This is a genomic window from Gordonia sp. SCSIO 19800 (assembly GCF_018132775.1).
In the GTDB taxonomy this organism is placed as follows: Bacteria; Actinomycetota; Actinomycetes; order Mycobacteriales; family Mycobacteriaceae; genus Gordonia; species Gordonia hongkongensis.
Window position 1 is genome coordinate 190,731 of record NZ_JAGRQM010000007.1, and the last position, 18,512, is coordinate 209,242.

Annotated in this window: 14 protein-coding genes; 8 read left to right on the forward strand and 6 right to left on the reverse strand. The window is 68.7% G+C overall.

Features of this window, described 5'->3' with window-relative positions; translation table 11 throughout:
• Positions 1-26 precede the first annotated feature (26 nt).
• The gene (locus KB201_RS11015; RefSeq protein ID WP_211539284.1) at positions 27-1,760 is read right to left on the reverse strand and encodes an N-acetylmuramoyl-L-alanine amidase; all 1,734 of its coding nucleotides are present in this window, start codon (positions 1,758-1,760) and stop codon (positions 27-29) included.
• A gap of 466 nt (positions 1,761-2,226) precedes the next feature.
• Between KB201_RS11015 and KB201_RS11020 the strand changes: the two genes are divergently transcribed.
• Positions 2,227-3,810 (forward strand): SpoIID/LytB domain-containing protein, encoded by a 1,584-nt coding sequence (locus KB201_RS11020; protein ID WP_249145316.1) that lies wholly within the window; start codon positions 2,227-2,229, stop codon positions 3,808-3,810.
• Between the two features lie 4 nt (positions 3,811-3,814).
• Here KB201_RS11020 and KB201_RS11025 read toward each other — a convergent pair whose 3' ends face one another.
• The 5 genes from KB201_RS11025 to KB201_RS11045 form a co-directional block, all read right to left on the reverse strand.
• Positions 3,815-4,498 carry a GAF and ANTAR domain-containing protein gene (locus tag KB201_RS11025; RefSeq protein ID WP_165629211.1) on the reverse strand — a complete coding sequence of 228 codons (684 nt, stop codon included), beginning with the start codon at positions 4,496-4,498 and terminating at the stop codon, positions 3,815-3,817.
• Between the two features lie 93 nt (positions 4,499-4,591).
• Positions 4,592-5,248 (reverse strand): class I SAM-dependent methyltransferase, encoded by a 657-nt coding sequence (locus KB201_RS11030; protein WP_165629210.1) that lies wholly within the window; start codon positions 5,246-5,248, stop codon positions 4,592-4,594.
• 78 nt (positions 5,249-5,326) lie between these two features.
• Complete coding sequence (locus KB201_RS11035; protein WP_211539285.1) at positions 5,327-6,109, reverse strand: PIG-L deacetylase family protein; 783 nt, start codon at positions 6,107-6,109, stop codon at positions 5,327-5,329.
• Positions 6,106-7,056: an acyl-CoA dehydrogenase family protein gene (locus KB201_RS11040; RefSeq protein WP_058250930.1), complete on the reverse strand. Its 951-nt coding sequence runs from the start codon at positions 7,054-7,056 to the stop codon at positions 6,106-6,108. The genes KB201_RS11035 and KB201_RS11040 overlap by 4 nt, the downstream gene beginning before the upstream one ends.
• On the reverse strand, positions 7,053-7,892 hold the full coding sequence (locus tag KB201_RS11045) for a glycosyltransferase family 2 protein (RefSeq protein WP_211539286.1): 840 nt from the start codon (positions 7,890-7,892) through the stop codon (positions 7,053-7,055). The genes KB201_RS11040 and KB201_RS11045 overlap by 4 nt, the downstream gene beginning before the upstream one ends.
• 134 nt (positions 7,893-8,026) lie before the next feature.
• Between KB201_RS11045 and glf the strand changes: the two genes are divergently transcribed.
• From glf to KB201_RS11080, 7 genes are all read left to right on the forward strand, one after another.
• A complete protein-coding gene (gene glf, locus KB201_RS11050) occupies positions 8,027-9,235 on the forward strand; it encodes a UDP-galactopyranose mutase (protein WP_058250931.1) in 1,209 nt (402 codons plus the stop codon).
• On the forward strand, positions 9,236-11,176 hold the full coding sequence (locus tag KB201_RS11055) for a glycosyltransferase (protein ID WP_211539287.1): 1,941 nt from the start codon (positions 9,236-9,238) through the stop codon (positions 11,174-11,176).
• On the forward strand, positions 11,160-11,945 hold the full coding sequence (locus KB201_RS11060) for a phosphatase PAP2 family protein (RefSeq protein WP_374193914.1): 786 nt from the start codon (positions 11,160-11,162) through the stop codon (positions 11,943-11,945). Before KB201_RS11055 ends, KB201_RS11060 begins: the two co-directional genes overlap by 17 nt.
• Positions 11,942-12,862, forward strand: a complete 921-nt coding sequence (locus KB201_RS11065) for a decaprenyl-phosphate phosphoribosyltransferase (protein ID WP_058250933.1) — start codon at positions 11,942-11,944, stop codon at positions 12,860-12,862. The genes KB201_RS11060 and KB201_RS11065 overlap by 4 nt, the downstream gene beginning before the upstream one ends.
• A complete protein-coding gene (zomB, locus tag KB201_RS11070; RefSeq protein WP_058250934.1) occupies positions 12,849-14,936 on the forward strand; it encodes a flagellar motor control protein ZomB in 2,088 nt (695 codons plus the stop codon). The genes KB201_RS11065 and zomB overlap by 14 nt, the downstream gene beginning before the upstream one ends.
• Before the next feature lie 382 nt (positions 14,937-15,318).
• On the forward strand, positions 15,319-16,308 hold the full coding sequence (locus tag KB201_RS11075; protein WP_004021369.1) for an alpha/beta hydrolase family protein: 990 nt from the start codon (positions 15,319-15,321) through the stop codon (positions 16,306-16,308).
• A gap of 472 nt (positions 16,309-16,780) precedes the next feature.
• Entirely contained in the window at positions 16,781-18,304 is a 1,524-nt protein-coding gene (locus tag KB201_RS11080) for an alpha/beta hydrolase-fold protein (protein WP_058250935.1), read from the forward strand.
• The last annotated feature ends 208 nt before the right edge of the window (positions 18,305-18,512 follow it).

Consider the following 18,512-nt stretch of genomic DNA (forward strand, 5'->3'; position numbering starts at 1 on the left):
CGTCCCCGCGAATCGCGGGACCCGGCTCAGGCCGCCGGCGGTACCGGGGCGGGAGCACCCGGTTCGACCGGCGGCGCGGGGGCGCCGGGTGAGGCCGGCGGAGGTGCCGGGGCTGCGGGATCGGCGGGCGGCGTCGGTTCGGGTGCCGGCGGGGCGCCGCCGGCGAGCGCCCGGATCGCGGTGAGCGCCGCATAGCCGTGGACTCCCGGACAGCTGGTGCTGTTGTAGTCGCGGTGCCCGGAGATGACCGGCAGGTTCGACTGCGTTCCCGCCGCGAACTTGGTGCCCGCGAACCCCTCTGAGGTCAGCGTCGCCGTGCCCGCCGGGTTGAGTCCGGCCTTGCCGAGGCGCCAGCGCAGGAACTTGCCGGTCGCCGACACCATCGCCGCGGTCGGCGGCACCTCCTCGAGGTTGCCGATCATCGACACCCCGAGGGTCTCCTTGTTGAACCCGCCGGTGTGCGTGCCCTCGACGTTGCGGTCGAGTCCGCCGAACGCGCCTTCGAAGATCTGGCCGTACTTGTCGATGAGCACGTTGTATCCGATGTCGCACCAGTTCAAGCTGCGTGCGTGATAGGCGTAGATGCCCCGGACGATCTCCGCGGACTGCTGCGGGGTGTAGTCGTTGCTGCCGGCCGTGTGGTGCACGATCGCACCGCGCATCTGCGGCGAGTACACCGGCTGCGAACAGCGGATGGACTCGTCGGCGCCCCACGCCTGGCGGGCCACGACCTGCGGTCCGCCGGTCAGCGGCGAGAGCAACGACGAGCCGAGGCCGAGCAGGCTCTCGGGGCTGATGAGTGTCGCCTTCAGCGCATTGAGGGCAACCGTGGCCAACTCCGTCACCACCGTGCTCGCGGTGCCGACGGCCAGCTGGGCGAGATCGCCGCCCTGGGTTTCCGCCGCCGGGATCGCGAGGCCGTCCTTGCTCGCGGCGACCTGCACCTCACGTGCGTCGCCCACCCAGACCGGTTCGGTACCGACCGGGTTCTTCGCGCTGGGTGCCTGTCCGCGGGTGATCTGCTCCAGGACCGTCCACGGTCCCCACTTGCCGTCGGGGTTCTTCGCACGCAGCTTGAGGTCGACGTCCACGGGTCGCTCCCAGGTGAACGCCACCATCTTGATCGGCGCCTCGCGCGCGATGTGCGTGACCGCCGCCCCGACCTCGCGGCCGTCGGCCATCGTGGGTGTCGCCGGGGTCGTGCTGCTCGGGTTCGATCGGGTCGGGGTCCCCGGTGCCCGGTCATCTCGAGGCGCCGGCTGTTCCCGCGTCGTCGACGGTGCCGACCGCTCGCTGCTGCTGGGCGCCTCGGTCGTCGGGGTGGCGGCGGGTTCTGTTGTCTCCGAGCCGGTTTCCGACGGTGACGATTCTGTCGAGGGGGATTCCGACGGCGACGATTCTGCCGATGACTCCCTCGACGGTGATCCCGACGGGGCAGAGGGATCGGTGCTCGACGATGAGCCGGCTCCCGGTACGAGACCCTTCGGCAGCGGGACCGTCAGATCCGGCAGCGGGAACGCGTCCGGATCGATCGGCGGCAGTTCGACCCCCGCCGCGGCGAGGCCGGACGTCGCCACGTCGACGATGGCGGCGGGCAGTTCCCGTAACGGGACCTGCTCGATCTCGGTGTTGGAGACCGTCTGCTTGTTATCCACCAACTGTGGTTCGGACTGGCTCGCGATCACCACGAACGGGCTCGCGACGACCGCGGCGGCGATCGCGGCGAGCGCGATCGAAGGTTTCGGTCTGGGGTAACGCACTCAGGTCTCCTCGCAGGTTGGTCGGACCGCGGCGCTGGTGCTCCGGGGTGTGGTCGGGTCCGCTCAGCCGTCGACATCAGCGCAGCCGACGGCGTCGAAGCCACCAGGACTTCGAAGTCGTCGACTGTGCTCGGTACGGCGGTCATCGTCGCCGTCAGGCATCGACGACGGCGGCGACACACGCCGCGCATCGGTAACTCGTGATGTTCTTGTTATATGTGTGACGGATGTGGCTGCTGATGTGTCGATGCTTGACGATGAGGTGGCAATGAATCCGGGGACCTGACCCCCGCGCCAGAGGTCACGGCGGCCCGGACAACTCGTGATCCGGTTGTGATCCCCTCGGGTTGGTGATCGGCATCTGAGTTCACTAGGGTCACTTAAGTCCCAATCGTCACATCAGTCACAGGCGTTACGAGCGGTGCAGAAGTTCGCCGCCCGCGGCTGGTGTCGTCGCGACCGAAGGATGTGTTCTGCAGTGACCAAAGCCCGACCTACACGGCTTCTGCCGCGATGGCCGGCGAGCGGTGCGCGGCCCGGACGGGCCCGCAACCGCGCGTTGACCTGGGCCGCGGCGGGGCTGGCGCCCGCACTGCTGGCCGGTGGACTCGCTGTCGCGAGCTCATCGGAATCGGCCGAACAGGTCGAGCTCTCGGTCGGGTCGACGGTGACGCTGATCGGGCACGGTCATGGCCACGGCCGCGGAATGGGGCAATGGGGAGCGTACGGCTACGCCCGCAAGGGCTGGACGGCACAGCAGATCCTGCGCCACTACTACGGTGGCACCACCGCGGGGAAGGTGGACAGGCCCGAGATCCTGGTGGCCCTCACGGGTCAGGGCTCGGTGAATGTGCACGCGGACGCCGGCATGCGAGTCGGTGGTCAGACGGTGGCTCCCGGGCAGGCGGTCAGCCTGTCCGGGGGCACGGCCACCATCCGCAGCGGGTGCGGCGGCGGTGTGGTGCGGTCGGTGCCGGCCACCTTCGTCGAACCCCTGAGCATGGCGCCCAACCGCCCGGCCGGTGAATTCCTCAAATTCTGCGGATCGAACAAGGCCTACCGCGGGGCCATGGGCCTCGAAGGCGGGCGCGTGGTGAACCGCATCCACATCGACGACTACGTCAAGGGCGTCATCCCGCGCGAGAGCCTGCCCGCCTGGGGCGACTCCGGCGGCGCGGCGGCGCTGCAGGCGCAGGCCGTGGCGGCCCGCACCTACGCACTTGCGGCGATCGCGGGTGGCAAGAAGATCGACGACACCCAGAATTCGCAGGTCTACGGCGGTGTCTCGGGCGAGGACCGCCGGACCAACGCGGCCGCCGACGCCACCGCCGGCCAGATCCTGATGCAGAACGGTCAACCGGCCTTCACCGAGTTCTCCGCGTCGACCGGCGGCTACACGGCCGGCGGACGTTTCCCGGCCGTCGTCGACGAGGGCGACACGGTCTCGCCCAACCACAACTGGACCGCCACCGTCAGCGCGGGCAGCATCGGATCGGCGTTCGGAGTCGGTGCGCTGCGGAGCTTCGAGGTCATCGAGGCCAACGGCCTGGGCGCCGAACACGGACGCGCGATCAAGGTGCGCGCGGTCGGCTCCGGCGGGACCGCGGAGGTGAGTGGCGAGGAAGCTCGAACCAAGCTGCAGCTGAAGTCGTCGTGGTTCGCGGTCCAGGGTCAGCCCTCGCCGCCGCGGATCGTCAAACCGCCCACCGGCCCGGCGTCGCCCGGCGTTGGGGGTATCGATTTCGGCAGCCTCAACCAGCTCGCCGAACAGATCCTGCCGGGATCGTCGAAGTTCCTCGACATGGCGACGTCGGCGATGAACGGACGGTTCGCTGACCTGGGCGGGATCACCGGACCGCTGGGCCAGGCGCTCGGTGTGCCGACCCTGACCCCCGACGCCGCGGGCGTCACCCAGCTCTTCGAGAAGGGGATGATGTTCTTCACCCCGGCCACCGGACCGCGGGTCCTCGTCGGCAAGGGGCTCGAGCGCTACCAGGATCGCGGCGGCATCCCCGCGCTCGGGTTCCCGAAGCGGGACGCCTTCCGCTGATCGGTCAGGGCTCCGGCCCGGCCTCCACGATCTGGACGGCGACATCGACGAGCTTGGTGTTGGTGTCCTGTGACAGGCGCGCGAGCAGTGCGAACGCCTCGCCCGCGTCGAGCTTGTAGCGTTCCATGATCATGCCCTTGGCCTGGCCGATGATGTCGCGCGAGCCGAGCGCGGCGCGCAGTTGCTGCTTCTCCTGGATGGCCCCGAGGGCGGTCGCGGCGTGCGCGGCGAACAGCTCGCCGAGTTGACGGGCCTCGGCGGTGAATGCCGCCGGTTCGGTGCTGTGAAGATTCAGCGCGGCCGAGTCATCGCCGTCGATGTAGAGGTAGAAGCAGGCCATCGACCGGATACCGAGATCGGCTGCCGCAGCCGCGAAGTTCGGCCAGCGCGTCTCGGTCCGCATGTCGTCGATCCAGACGGTGAGATCGGAGACCGCAGCCCGGATGCACGGGCCCTCGCCCAGTTCTCGCTGCAGATTGTCGGCCTGGCCGCCGAGGTCGCCGACCATCACCGGCGTCTCGATGGTGCCGTTCGCGACGAGGGTCACGGTCGCGTACTCGGCTCCCGGAATGGCGTCGACCGCGAATTTGGTCATCGAACGCAGCGCTGCTTCGGTGTCGTCGCTCTCGCGGCGCATCTCGCCGGCGATGCGCGTCATCTGAGCCCCGAAGTCCGCCAACTCGGTCACTCCTGCCTCCTCGTGAGACGTTGTTCAGAGCGCTTCGACTGGACCGACAGCAAAGCGCAGGCTTCGAACTCCCCCAGGCGTTCAAAGAGATCATTATGCCGTACGGTGCGCGTCCGCGACGGTGACGAGTCCTTCTCGTTGCGCGACCGACCCGATGGGTGACGAAGTCATCACGTCGACGCAGAAGTCCGTGTCCGAGTACGACGCTGACGGGTGCAACGCCGACGACCGCAGGGCCGCGTGCACCTCGTCACCGGTTCGCGGGTACTCCTCGACCCGCCACCGCCAGTGCACCGCGAGCACCTCGCCCGTCGGGGTCAGACATTCCGGCAACCGCGCGATCAGTTCGTCGAGATCCGCGTCACCGAGGTAGTAGAGGACCTCACTGAGGACGATCAGGTCGAACCGGCCGGGCGGCCAGTCGGAGACGATGTCGCCGACGCGCACCTCGACGGAGTCGTGGCCGTCGAGTCGCTCGCGTGCGAGCTCCACCGCGCGCGGACTGACGTCCGTGCACAGCAGATGATCGGCGCGCGTGGCCAACTGCGCGCTGAGCACGCCGACCGAGCAGCCGGGCTCGAACACCGACCCGTACCGGGGAGAGCTCAAGGCCGCCAGGCTGAGGGCGTACTTTCGCTGTTCGTACCACCGCGACGTGAAGCCCCAGGGGTCGTCGCTGTCTCGGTACATGTCGTGGAAATAGTTGTCGGCGAGCCCTTCTCGGCTCCCGGCGGTGTGGTCGTCGGCCATGTCATCCGTCCTGATGATCGTCGGTGTCGAGTGCCGTCCCGGGCCCTCGTCGATGCCGATGTCGTGAGCGTCTTGAGTTCACACGAAGACGAACTCCCGATCGCGGAGCAGGCGGTCGAGGATGTGCCGTCCGAGGACGGTGGCGTCTTCGGGGGCGGGTGACAGCGGGCGGATCTGGGTGTCGAAGGCCTGCACGGCCTCTCGTTTGGCGGCCTCGAGATCGTCGTCGAGGACGAAGGTCCGCATCCGCTCCCACGGGATGTCGGGATCGTCGGGTGTCGCCCAGTGCCACATCCAGATCGGATACATCCAGACGGGGACGCCACATCGGTCGCCGACGCGTCGGGCACCCCGTCCGACGGCCTCGTGGTCGGGATGACCGTCGTGCGCCCACACCGCCAGCAGGGCCGTCGGGGTCTCGGGCTGCTCGGCGAGGGTGTGCTCGACGATGGCCTCGATCTCGTCCTCGTGGTCGGCGAGCGTGCCGTCGCCGAGCCCGCACCATCGCGTCGGTTCGATGCCCAGAACCGATGTCGCGGAGTCCACTTCGGCGCGTCGTCGGATCGCCAGCTCGGCGGGCGAGAGCGTGGGCGAACCAGGGTGCGACGCCGAGCCGTCGGACAGGCAGAGCGCGACGACCTCGATGCCACGTCGGTGGGCAGCCGCCATCAACCCGCCGACCCCGAGTACCTCGTCGTCGGGATGGGCGGCCAGGACCACGAGCCGCCGGACGCCCGGCTCGAAGTCGGGCCACGGACCCCGCGCGGCGAACCACCGCTGCCATTCCGATTCCGGAGTTCCCTCCGCCGAGGTGGGGGTGGCGCCGAAGCGGTGCGCCGAGGGGGAGCCGTCGGCGGTCACGGACCCGCCGATCCCGGTCCGGGTGGGACGCCGTCGGTCAGAGCACCGAGGACTGCGAGGTCTCGATCGGCGTGGGACTGCCGGATGTAGACGGTGAGATCGGCGACGGCTTGCGCGTGACCGGCGTCGGCGGACAGCGGGCCGGGACCGAGCGCACGTCCCACCCGGTCGATCACCGCGGTCGCGACCTGTTCGACCGACCAGCGCACGGCGAAGGCGAGTCGTTTCGACGGCGCGCCCGGGTCGGTGTCGATCTCGCGTGCCGCGGCCTGCAGATGCGCCCAACCGGACGCGAGATGGGCGTCGACCGCGCCGGCGTGCATCAGCAGCAGCGGGTCGTCGGAACGGGCGGCCGCGCGGTAGAGCGGCGCCGCGACCTTGCGGGCCCCGCCGAACCAGCATGCCGCGACCCCGATCCCGCCGTGCCAGAATCCCGGCCGGTCGAGGTATGCGCCCGGTTCGCCGATCGCGTCGGCGGGCACGGCGTCGAACGTGACGGTCCCGGTGTCGGAGTCGCGCATGCCCGCGTTGGCCCACCCGGAGCTGTCCGCGGACACCCCCGGGTGGCCGAGGTCGACGCCGAACAACCGATTGCCGGTGTCGGTGCGCGCGGTGACCAGCGCGTGGGTGCACGACGTCGCGCCGGAGCACCACTCCTTGGTCCCGCTCAGTTCCCAGCCGTATGCGCCGCGGCGGGCGTCGACGCCGCTCCCGCGGGTCTCGGCCGCCCATACACCCCAGAACTCGCCCGGGGAGGTGCCGCCGTCGCAGATCTCGGCGAGGATGGCGTCGGCGTCGGCGTGCGCCTCGACGAGGCGACCCGTGCTGATGTCGTCGGAGCAGGCCCGGACGAGGGCGGCGAACCGGTCGAGGGTGCATCCGCCGCCCGGGCGGGGGAGCGTGAAGGACGGGTCGCCGACGATCGCGCGTGCCCGTGCGGGCGTCACCCGGCGACCTCGTCGGGCCGGGCCCCGGACAGTTGCCGCAGGTAGCCCGCGAAGCCGTGCCGTGCGCGCCCGTCGCGTCGCGTAGAGGTGCGGACCGGCGCGTGCGCACCCCGTTCGATGACCGCGCCCGCGGCATGCAGGCGGTCGACGAGATCGACGTCCTCGTCGGTGTCGAGCTCGCGGAAACCGCCGACGTCGGCGTAGGTCGAGGCGCGGACGCCGAGATTGGCGCCGTGGACGTGACCGTGCCCGGGGGACGGGTCGTACTCCCGCAGGTACATCTCGTCGGTTCCCGCCGGCCACTCGTCGAAACCGTCCGGGGTGACCGTGCCCACGTACGCGTCCGCCCCCGCGGCCGCGGCGGCGACATGCTCGGCGAGCCAGTCGCGCGGAACCGTCGAATCGGCGTCGGTGGTCGCGAACCACGTGGTGGCCGGTTCCGACGACGACGGACCCACGGACGCGAAACCGGCTCCGCGCGCCGCGCCGACACAGCGGACATCGACCACCACGGTCGACAACTCGTCCGTGACCAGCGTCGCGGAGTCGTCGTCGCAGGCGTCGAGCACCACGATCACCTCCACGGGGATCGGCACCGCCGTGGCCGCAGCCTGCAGGGCTTCGAGGCACGCGGGCAGTCGCTCGGCCTCGTTGTGGACGGGCACCACGACGACGATGCGCTCGATCGGAGCCGTTGTCTGGTGTTCCCTGGGGAGCCCCTCAGCCTGCGGGGGTGTTTGTGTCTGCTCCCTGAGGAGCCCCGGAGCCTGCGGAGGGGCGTCACGAAGGGTCGGGGACACCCGGTCGTCGGGCGATCGTACGAACAGCGGCGTCACTCAAACCCCGAACTGGTCACAGGAGAGGATGGGGCCCGGGGGCTACAGGCCGACGTTCGAAACAATACCCGGCTTCCGTGCCAGGCCACGTTGCTCGGAGATTACTCAGGGAGGGTCCGTTACCCTGAGGACCCGTGGCAACCAGTAGCAGCTATGACCTGATCGTCGTCGGCTCCGGATTCTTCGGCCTCACCGTCGCCGAGCGGGCCGCGACGCAGCTGGGCAAACGGGTCCTCGTGCTCGATCGGCGCGACCACCTCGGTGGCAACGCGTACTCCGAGGCCGAGCCGACGACCGGCATCGAGATCCACAAGTACGGGGCGCACCTGTTCCACACCTCCAACGAGCGGGTGTGGGAGTACGTCAACCAGTTCACCGACTTCACCGGCTACCAGCACCGGGTGTTCGCCCTGCACAACGGGCAGGCCTACCAGTTCCCGATGGGCCTCGGGCTGGTCAGCCAGTTCTTCGGCCGTTACTTCAGTCCCGACGAGGCGCGGAAGCTGATCGCCGAGCAGGCCAGCGAGATCGAGACCGCCGAGGCGCGCAACCTCGAGGAGAAGGCGATCAGCCTGATCGGCCGCCCGCTCTACGAGGCGTTCATCAAGCACTACACCGCCAAGCAGTGGCAGACCGATCCCAAGGAACTGCCCGCGGGCAACATCACCCGGCTTCCGGTCCGCTACACCTTCGACAACCGCTACTTCAACGACACCTACGAGGGTCTACCGGTCGACGGTTACACCGCGTGGCTCGAGAACATGGCGGCCGACGACCGCATCGAGGTGCGCCTGTCCACCGACTGGTTCGACGTCCGTGAGCAATTGCGCGCGGACAGTCCCGACGCCCCGGTCGTCTACACCGGCCCCGTGGACCGGTACTTCGAATACTCGGCCGGCCGACTCGGCTGGCGCACACTCGACTTCGAGACCGAGGTGCTCGACACCGGCGACTTCCAGGGCACACCGGTGATGAACTACAACGACGCCGACGTCCCGTTCACCCGTATCCACGAGTTCCGACATTTCCATCCCGAGCGGGACTCCTACCCCGACGACAAGACGGTCATCATGCGGGAGTTCAGCCGGTTCGCCGAGAACGACGACGAGCCGTACTACCCGATCAACACACCCGAGGACCGGGCGATGCTGACCACCTACCGTGACCTCGCCCGCACCGAGACCGCAAGTGCCGGAGTGTTGTTCGGTGGTCGCCTGGGCACCTATCAGTACCTCGACATGCACATGGCGATCGCGAGTGCGCTCACCATGTTCGACAACACCCTGGCACCGCATCTGCGTGATGGTGCGCCGCTGGTGGCCGACCCCGCAGGAGCCGAATAGATGACGGTGACTCCCGTGAACCAATCCGACATCCCCGACGCCGGAGTGGGGCCGTCGAAGGCGAAAGCCCTTCTGCAGCGGGTGATCTTCCCGCGCGCAGGCGAACCCCTCGACGTCCGGTCGCTGTACGTCGTGGAGTCCGAGAGCAACAACCGCCGGGCGCACGCCCCCAGCCGGACCTCGGTGCTCCTCGGTGCCGAGTCCGAGGTGAGCTTCGAGACCTACTTCAACGCCTTCGCCGCGGCCTACTGGCGCCGCTGGAGCATCCTCGACTCCGTGGTGCTCCGAGTCGAGGTGATCGGCACCTGCCGTGTCGACCTGTACCGCTCCAAGATCGACGGGTCGCGTATCGGCATCGGCGGTGACCTCGTGGACACCGACGAAACCGGCCGCGGCGTGGTCGAATTCGAGCTGGATCTCGGCCCCTTCGAAGACGGCGGCTGGATCTGGTTCGACGTCACCACCGACACCGACACCGAGATCGTCTCCGCCGGTTGGTACGCGCCCGTCGAGGCGCCGACCCCGGACGCGGAAACCAAGCGCGTGACGGTGGGCATCCCGACCTTCAATCGCCCCACCGACGCGGTGAACGCGTTGGCCGCGTTGACCTCCGACCCGATGGTCGACGAGGTGATCGACGCGGTGATGATGCCCGACCAGGGCACCAAGAAGGTCGTCGACGAACCCGGTTACACCGAGGCCGCGGCCGCTCTCGGCGACCGGCTGCACATCTTCGACCAGGGCAACCTCGGCGGCTCCGGCGGATACGCGCGCATCATGTACGAGGCGCTGCGGCTCACCGACTCGCCCTACGTCCTCTACATGGACGACGACATTGCGATCGAGCCCGACTCGATCCTGCGGGCGCTGGCCATGTCGCGATTCGCCAAGGCGCCCATGCTCGTCGGCGGTCAGATGCTGAACCTGCAGGACCGCAGTCACCTCCACTGCATGGGTGAGGTGATCCGGCGCGACACCTTCATGTGGACCGCCGCGCCGTTCGTCGAGTACGACCACAACTTCTCCAAACACCCACTGCGCGACCGCGAGAACTCGAAGAACCTGCACCGGCGGATCGACGTCGAGGGCAACGGTTGGTGGATGTGCATGATCCCGCGCGAATGTGCGGAGCAGATCGGCCTCCCGATGCCCCTGTTCATCAAGTGGGACGACTGGGAGTTCGCACTCCGCGCGTCGAAGGCCGGTTACCCCACCGCCACCGTGCCGGGTATTGCGATCTGGCACATGGCCTGGAGCGACAAGGACGACGCGATCGACTGGCAGGCGTACTTCCACCTGCGCAACCGGCTCGTCGTCGCGTCGATCCACCACGACGGTCCCATCAAGGGGATCGTCCGGTCGATGACCAAGGCGACCGCGAAACACCTTCTCTGCCTGGAGTATTCGACGGTCGCGATCCAGAACGAGGCGATCCGGGACTTCCTCGCCGGACCCGATCACATCCGCAGTCTGCTGCCCACCGCGCTGCCGAAGGTCGCGCAGATGCGCAAGCAGTATCCGGACGCGGTCGTCCTCCCCTCGGCGACCGAGCTGCCGCGGACCTCGGGCGAGGCAACGCATCTCGGGACCTCGATACCGCTGAACCCGATCAGCAAGATCAAGGCGCTGACCGCCGCGGTGGTGAACAATGTCCGCCCGGCCGATCCCCGGCATCACGAGGTGCCGCAGGCCAACTTCCCACCGATCGAGGCGCGATGGTTCTCCCTCGGACGGGTCGACGGTGTCACGGTCACCACCGCCGACGGCCGCGGCGTCGTCTACCGGCAGCGCGACCGCGAGAAGATGATCGAGCTCGCCCGGGAACATTTTGCCCTCGTGAAGGAATTGCAGGACAAGTTCCCGGAGATGAAGCAGCAGTACAGGTCCGCACACCGCGACCTGACGTCGAAGGAGAGCTGGGCGGGTGTCTTCGGAATCTGATGGTCCGGTGATCGGCAGCGGAGGCGACACGGTCCTGGAGGACCGTGCGGAGACGGGGAAGGTCCCGGCCGACGACACCCCGCGTCCCCTGAACGGTGAGGAGAAGGCCCTCGTGGCCATCCAGGCCGGGATCGGTGGCCGCCCCGGCGTCCGTCCGGCCGCGCGCGGACTGTCGCACGTGGGCGAGCACGCGCTGGGCTGGCTCGCGATCTCGGGGACCGGGTGGGCCCTGGCCCGCCGCCGCGGTGACGTACGGGCGCAACAGCTCTGGCTCGAGGCGGGAGTGGGCGCATTCGGCGCGCACGCCGCGTCGGTGATCATCAAGCGGATCGTGCGCCGCCCACGGCCCGCACACCCGGCGATCGCCATCGGGGTGTCGACGCCGAGCAAACTGAGTTTCCCGTCCTCACACGCCACCTCGACCACCGCGGCAGCGATCCTCATCGGCCGCGCCGCCGGCTGGGACCCGAAGGTGCTGCCCGCTGTGCTGGTCCCCCCGATGCTGCTGTCCCGACTGGTGCTGGGCGTTCACTACCCGACCGACGTCACCGCGGGTACCGCGATCGGTGCCGCGAGCGCAGCGGCGGTCATCGCGGGCGATAAGGTGCTGCTCGAACCCACCCGGAATGACCAGGCGTCCGGACGTGCCCGCCGCGCGGCGCGCGTCCTGGCCCGGCTCGGCCTGACGGCCGCGGTCCCCGGCGGGACGCTGCGTCTTGCCGCGTCCCCCGTCATCGCGCGGGTGACACGACACAGGGAGAGTGCATGAGCGAGGAGCCGATCGAGCACGGGAAGGTTCTCGGACCGCCGAAGAACCTGACGTCCGGGCTGATCAAGGCCGTCCGGCCGCGGCAGTGGGTCAAGAACGTCCTGGTGCTCGCCGCTCCGCTCGCCGCGGGCAACATCACCGACGTCTCGGTGCTGGGCTCCGCCGGTATCGCCTTCGTCGCCTTCTGCCTCGCCGCGTCGAGCATCTACCTGGTCAACGACGCGATGGACGTCGAGTCCGACCGCAACCACCCGACCAAGCGGTTCCGGCCGATCGCGGCCGGCGTCGTCCCGGTGACCCTGGCCTATGTCCTCGCCGTCGTCCTCCTCGTCGGCTCGATCGGCATCGCGTTCCTCGCCAACTGGCAGACGGCCGTCGTCATCGCCATCTACCTGGTGATCCAGCTCGGCTACTGCTTCGGCCTGAAGAACCAGGCCGTCATCGACATCTGCATCGTGTCGTCGGGCTTCCTGCTGCGCGCCATCGCCGGTGGTGTGGCCGCCGAGATCGTGCTGTCGCAGTGGTTCCTGCTCGTGATGGCCTTCGGGTCGCTCTTCATGGCGGCGGGTAAGCGCTACGCCGAACTCCAGCTCGCCGAACGCACGGGCGCCAAGATCCGCAAGGCCCTCGAGTACTACACGACCACCTACCTGCGCTTCGTGTGGACCCTGTCGGCGACCGCGGTCGTGATCTTCTACGGCCTGTGGGCCTTCGACAAGGGCTCCGACCACGACACCAACGTCGCGTACGCCATCTCGATGGTGCCGTTCACCGTGGCGATCCTGCGCTACGCCGTCGACGTCGACGGTGGTGCGGCGGGCGAGCCCGAGGAGATCGCGCTCGGCGATCGTGTCCTGCAGCTGCTCGCCGTGGCGTGGCTGGTGTGTGTGGGTGTCGCGGTCTATGCAGTCAATTGACGGATCGCCAACCGGATTCCGGGCGCTGACGACCGGCCGCACCAAGGTCGCGGCCGTCAGTTTCGTCGTCGGGGCCGCCGTCGTCACGACGTTCTTCGCGATCGGTGCGTGGCAGCGCCGGTGGATCGCCGACGACGGACTCATCGTCCTGCGGACGCTGCGCAACCTGTTCGCCGGCAACGGTCCGGTCTTCAACGCCGGGGAGCGGGTCGAGGCAAACACCTCGACCGCCTGGACCTACCTGCTGTGGTTCTGGGCGTGGATCACCGACGGTCAACTCGAGTACGTCGCGCTCTGGGTGGCGCTGGTGTGCTCGGTCGCCGCGATCCCGATCGCGATGTACGGCAGCGCGCGACTGTTCGGGACACGCATCGGCGGGCTCACCGGCGACGGCTGGACCCTGCTGCTGCCGTTCGGCGCGGTCATCTACATCGCCATTCCGCCCGCGCGCGACTTCGCCACGAGCGGGCTCGAGAACGGACTCTGCATCTTCTGGGCGGCCGTCCTGTGGTGCCAGCTCGTCGCCTGGGCGCGGCGCGGCCCGCGCACGAGCCGCAGGAGCGCGGCGGCCACGCTCGTACTCGCCTTCACCGCCGGTCTGGCGCCGCTGATCCGGCCCGAACTGGCGATCCTCGGCGGCCTCGTCCTGCTGCTGGTGTTCTTCGCGCCCCTCGGCTGGAAGATGCGTCTGGGCGTCGTCGTGGTCGCGGGGACCCTGCCGGTCGGCTACCAGATCTTCCGCATGGGCTACTACGCCCTGCTGGTTCCCAACCCCGCGGTCGCGAAGGACGCCAGCGGTGCCAAGTGGGACCAGGGCTTCGCCTACCTGACCAACCTCTTCGGCCCCTACGTGCTCGTGCTGCCGGTCGTCCTGGCGGCGGTGGCCGGGGTGCTGCTGGTCGTCGGCGGCCGCATGCGGTCGACGAGGGCCGACGCCACCGGTGCCGACGCGACCGCGGATTCGGGTGACGCAACGGCCGACTCGACGACGGACACCCGGCCGTCGCGACTCGCCGGATGGTCGCGCCGGCTGCAGTCCTCGACCGCGGTCGTGACCGTCGTGGTCCTCGCCGGCATCGTGCTGATCGTCTACTGGATGCGTCAGGGCGGCGACTTCATGCACGGCCGGGTGCTGCTCGTTCCGATCTTCATCACCCTGTTGCCCTTGATGGTCGTGCCGGTGACGATTCCCGCCCACGTCGGTGCGGCGTTCCGTCGCCGGCCGTCGACGGACTCCGAGTCCGTGATCTCCGACCCGGTGGACGACGCCGCTCCACCGGTGACCGCACCCGACCCCGCCGACCGCCGGCGCGCGCGGGCCCAACTGGTCGGCGCGGTCGCCATGAGCGCCATGTGGATCACCGTCGTCGTGTGGGCGGTCTCCACCCACGCCAACGTGCTGCCGAACGCGGGTATCGACATCGGACGCAGCGGCATCGTCGACGAGCGCCGCTTCTACGTCACCAACATGGGCAACGAGAACCCGGTGACGGCCGAGGACTACCTCGACTATCCGCGCATGAGCGCGATGGTCGAGAAGATCGACGAGTACCGCGAGGACGGCGGCGTCATCCTGCCGTCGTTCAACTACGACGAGTGGTACGTGGCGCAACTTCCCGGCGTGATGCCGAAGGGTGCCGAGCGGCAGGTGACCGTCTACTTCCTCAACCTCGGCATGACGAGCATGAACGCCCCGCTGGATGTGCGCGTCATCGACCAGATGGGTCTGGCGTACCCGCTCGCCGCACACACCGAGCGTCTCGAGGACGGCCGCATCGGCCACGACAAGATCCTGCCGAGCGAGTGGGTCGTCGCCGAGGCCGGGGCATACCCGCGCCGCCCCGTGCTGCCCGGTTATCTCGACGAGGACCTGGTCCGTCAGGCCCAGGTGGCGCTGCAGTGCCCGGAGACCAAGGACCGGTTCGCCTCGTTCGAGGCGCCGTGGTCCTTCGACCGCTTCAAGCACAACCTGCGTCAGGCGTTCATCTTCAACAGCTATCGCATCCAGCGTGAGCCGGAGTACGAGATCCAGCGCTGCGGCCTGGAGATGCCACCGCCGGTGAACCCGCGCTAGTGACGCGCGCCCGGGCGCGGCACCCAACCACACGACACCAAGAGAATCCCGAGAAAACGCGGGGTCGAACCTGTGGAGTTGCCGTCGAACATCTCGGATCGGTAACGTCCCCGTGGGCGCGGCCGATAGAAAGGTCGTGACTGAGGCGTTCTGAACTGCTGGGACGTCGAAGTGACGGGGGTTGTGATCGCGATCACATGGTTTGTCACGTTCGGGGGCATCGAATAGGCTCGCCGACGGTGAATCGCATGCGAGAACGACTCGTGGACGACGTCGCGCCGCGCAATGAGCCGGGGGACGAAAAATGTGTGACGCACAAGGACCGGTAGGCCACCGGGGACCATGAGTTCCGGCCGATCGGCTGAAGAGGGAGATTCTGTACATGCGTGAAGCTGCCACCGAGGCGCCGAGGCCTGCGCGCAACCGGATGAGCAACCGGTTGATCGCCGCTTTCGTCGCCATCCTGACAGTTGTGGGACTGACCGGCGTCGTCGCCGGCCAGGCCAACGCCCGGATCGGCGGAACGCAGGTCGGCAAGCAGGAGTTCTGGGTCAACGGCTGCGGGATGCCGAACGTCAAGGTCCGCGCCTGGAAGAAGCCCGGCAACTACAAGACCGTCATCCTCCTCGACGGCATGCGCGCCCAGTACGACTACAGCGGCTGGGAGATCAACACCAACGTCCAGGAGATGGTGAAGTCCGGCGTCAACGTCGTCGAGCCCATCGGTGGACCCGCGAGCTTCTACACGGACTGGGACGCACCCAGCAACTTCAACCGGCAGCCCTACCGGTACCGCTGGAACTGTGTCATCAGCCGGACTCTCATCAGTGCGCTCGACGCCCGCGGCTTCCGCGTCGGACCGTCGAAGCGCTACGCCATCATGGGCCTGTCCATGGGCGGTAACGCCGCTCTGGTCCTCGGTGCCCAGAACCGCCAGCACTTCGACCGCGCCGGCTCGCTCTCGGGTTACAACTTCCTGAGCGCACCCGGCATGCGTACCGCGCTGCGCCTCGCGATGCTCGACGTCGACCCGAAGCCGTGGAACATCGACGCGATGTGGGGCCCGCCGTGGAGCATCCGCTGGTTCCAGAACGATCCCTTCTGGAACATCGGCCTGATGCGCGGAATGAAGGTCTTCGTCGGTTCCGGTAACGGTCTGTTCGGCCGCTACAACGCACTGCCCAACGTGTTCGACGACCTGTTCAAGGGTTCGACCCTCGAGCTGCTCGCCTTCACGCAGTCCAAGGCCTTCGAGGCCGCGGCCTTCGTCCAGGGCGTCCCGCTGATGACCTACTACGCCAACGGCACCCACGCCTGGGGCTACTGGCAGGACATGATCTGGAACGCCAAGAACCGCGGGTTCTTCCGCTGATCTGACATCGCCGGTTCGCCGGCCACACGACGCCCCGCCCGGGTTTCCGGGCGGGGCGTCGTCGTGTCAGCTCGCTCCTCGGTATCTGCGGGATGACGGCCGTCGTGGACCACGACAAGCCCAACCACTGCTCCCTGAGGAGGCCGGAGCTTGCGGAGGCCGTCACGAAGGGTCCTGGTGAGATGACGTCGCCAAACCCTTCGTGACGCGCCCTCCGCAGGCTCCGGGCGCTCCTCAGGGAGCAGAAGCAGCCGCGCCCTCCGCAGGCTCCGGGCGCTCCTCAGGGAGCAGGCCGGGATATCAACTGTCACAAAAATCCCACGTGTCACAGCGTGGCGTGCGGACATGTCTCGCTGCGCCGTGTAAGAAACTCCTGAGGCGTTTGATACTCATGAGGCATGTGTGACTGACGGGGAATCGGTCACGACGCTGCGGGCGCCGGCGTACAGGGGCGAAGGAGTTCTGGAGAGTGATGCGGCGAAACAGTGGTATAGGCAGGGTCGACGCGCGACCGGCTGACGCAGGACAGGGTGACGCGCGCCCGGCCGGTCGTCGGGCGACCCTTCGCCCGGTGACGGCGGCCGTGGTCGCGCTGGCAACCGCCGCGGTGTTGGTCATCGGCAACGGTCTCGCCGGCGCCGAGCCCGCTCCGGCCCCGCCTGCCCCCGCGGCCCCGCCCGCGCCCCCGGCGTCGCCGAGCGCTCCCGCGCCCGCGCCACCGAACTCGCGCGCCCCGGTCGCTCCGGCGTCGGAGCCGGCCGCCCAGCCGGCGAGGGTGACGAACACCTACTGGTACACCGACCGGCGCGTGGCCCTGTGGGTCTACTCGCCGGCGATGAACACCAACATCCAGGTGCAGATCCTGCTGGCCCGTGACTGGCACGCGAAGCCGAAGGAGAAGTTCCCGCAGCTGACGATGCTCGACGGCCTGCGCGCGCAGGACGATCAGAGCGGCTGGATCATCAACACCAAGATCGTCGACTTCTACAAGGACAAGAACGTCAACGTCATCCTGCCGATCGGTGGTGAGTCGAGCTTCTACACCGACTGGAAGGAACCTGACCGCGGCAAGAACTACAAGTGGGAGACGTTCCTCATGCGGGAACTGCCGCCCATCCTGGAGAACGACTGGCGCTCCACGGACGTCCGCGGCATCGAGGGCCTGTCGATGGGTGGCTCCGCGGCCATGATGCTGGCCGCGCGCAATCCCGGCTTCTACAAGTTCGCGGCGTCGTTCTCGGGGATCCTGCAGCTGAGTTCGTTCGGCATGCCGCAGGCCATCCAGTTCGCGGTGCGCGACGGTGGCGGCTACGACTCGATGAAGATGTTCGGCCCGCCCTCCGATCCGGCGTGGAAAGAGCACGACCCCTATCTGATGGTCGACAAACTGCAGGGCACGAGCCTGTACGTCTCCTCGGGCAACGGCATGGTCGGGCCGCACGACAAGCCGTCGGACATCCCGATGCTCGCGACCAACTATTCCGGCGTCGGACTCGAGATGCTGAGCCGCGTGACCTCGCAACAGTTCGCGATCCAGTTGAACCGCAAGGGGATTCCGGGCCAGGCGAACTACCGGCCGTCGGGCACCCACACCTGGCCGTACTGGGAGTTCGAGATGATGCAGGCGTGGCCGCAGGCCGCCGCGGCACTCGGACTGTCGCGCGACGCGGTCGCATGCCGCGTCGACGGCGCCTTCCGCAAGGTCTGGGACGCCAACAAGGCGACGCTCGGGGGCTGCCTCACCCCGTCGTACGCGGTTGCCGGTGGCAAGGCACAGGACTTCGCCGGCGGACGCATGTTCACCGGCCCGAAGGGTCCGAAGATCGTCACCGGCGCGATCGGTGGCGCCTACGTCGCTGCCGGTGGACCGAGCGGACGTCTCGGCAAGCCGACGACCGACGAACTCCCGACCCGCGACGGCAAGGGCCGCGTCAACCACTTCGAGCACGGCCGGATCACCTGGACGGCGAAGGACGGCACCAAGGTCCTGAAGTGACGGTCAGATGGAGGGGGCGGGGCGCCGACGGTGCCCCAACCTCGACCCCACGTGTGTACGGCCTGAAACTTCGCTGAGGAATCGGACCGTTACCGCAGGTGGTGCTGGTGCGGCGGCCGGAACGGCCCCGCGCGGACGGTAGCCTGACGTGGTGTGCGATGCAGGGTGCCCCTGCGTTGCGATCGGCCGCAGGCCGGACGTGAGTGTC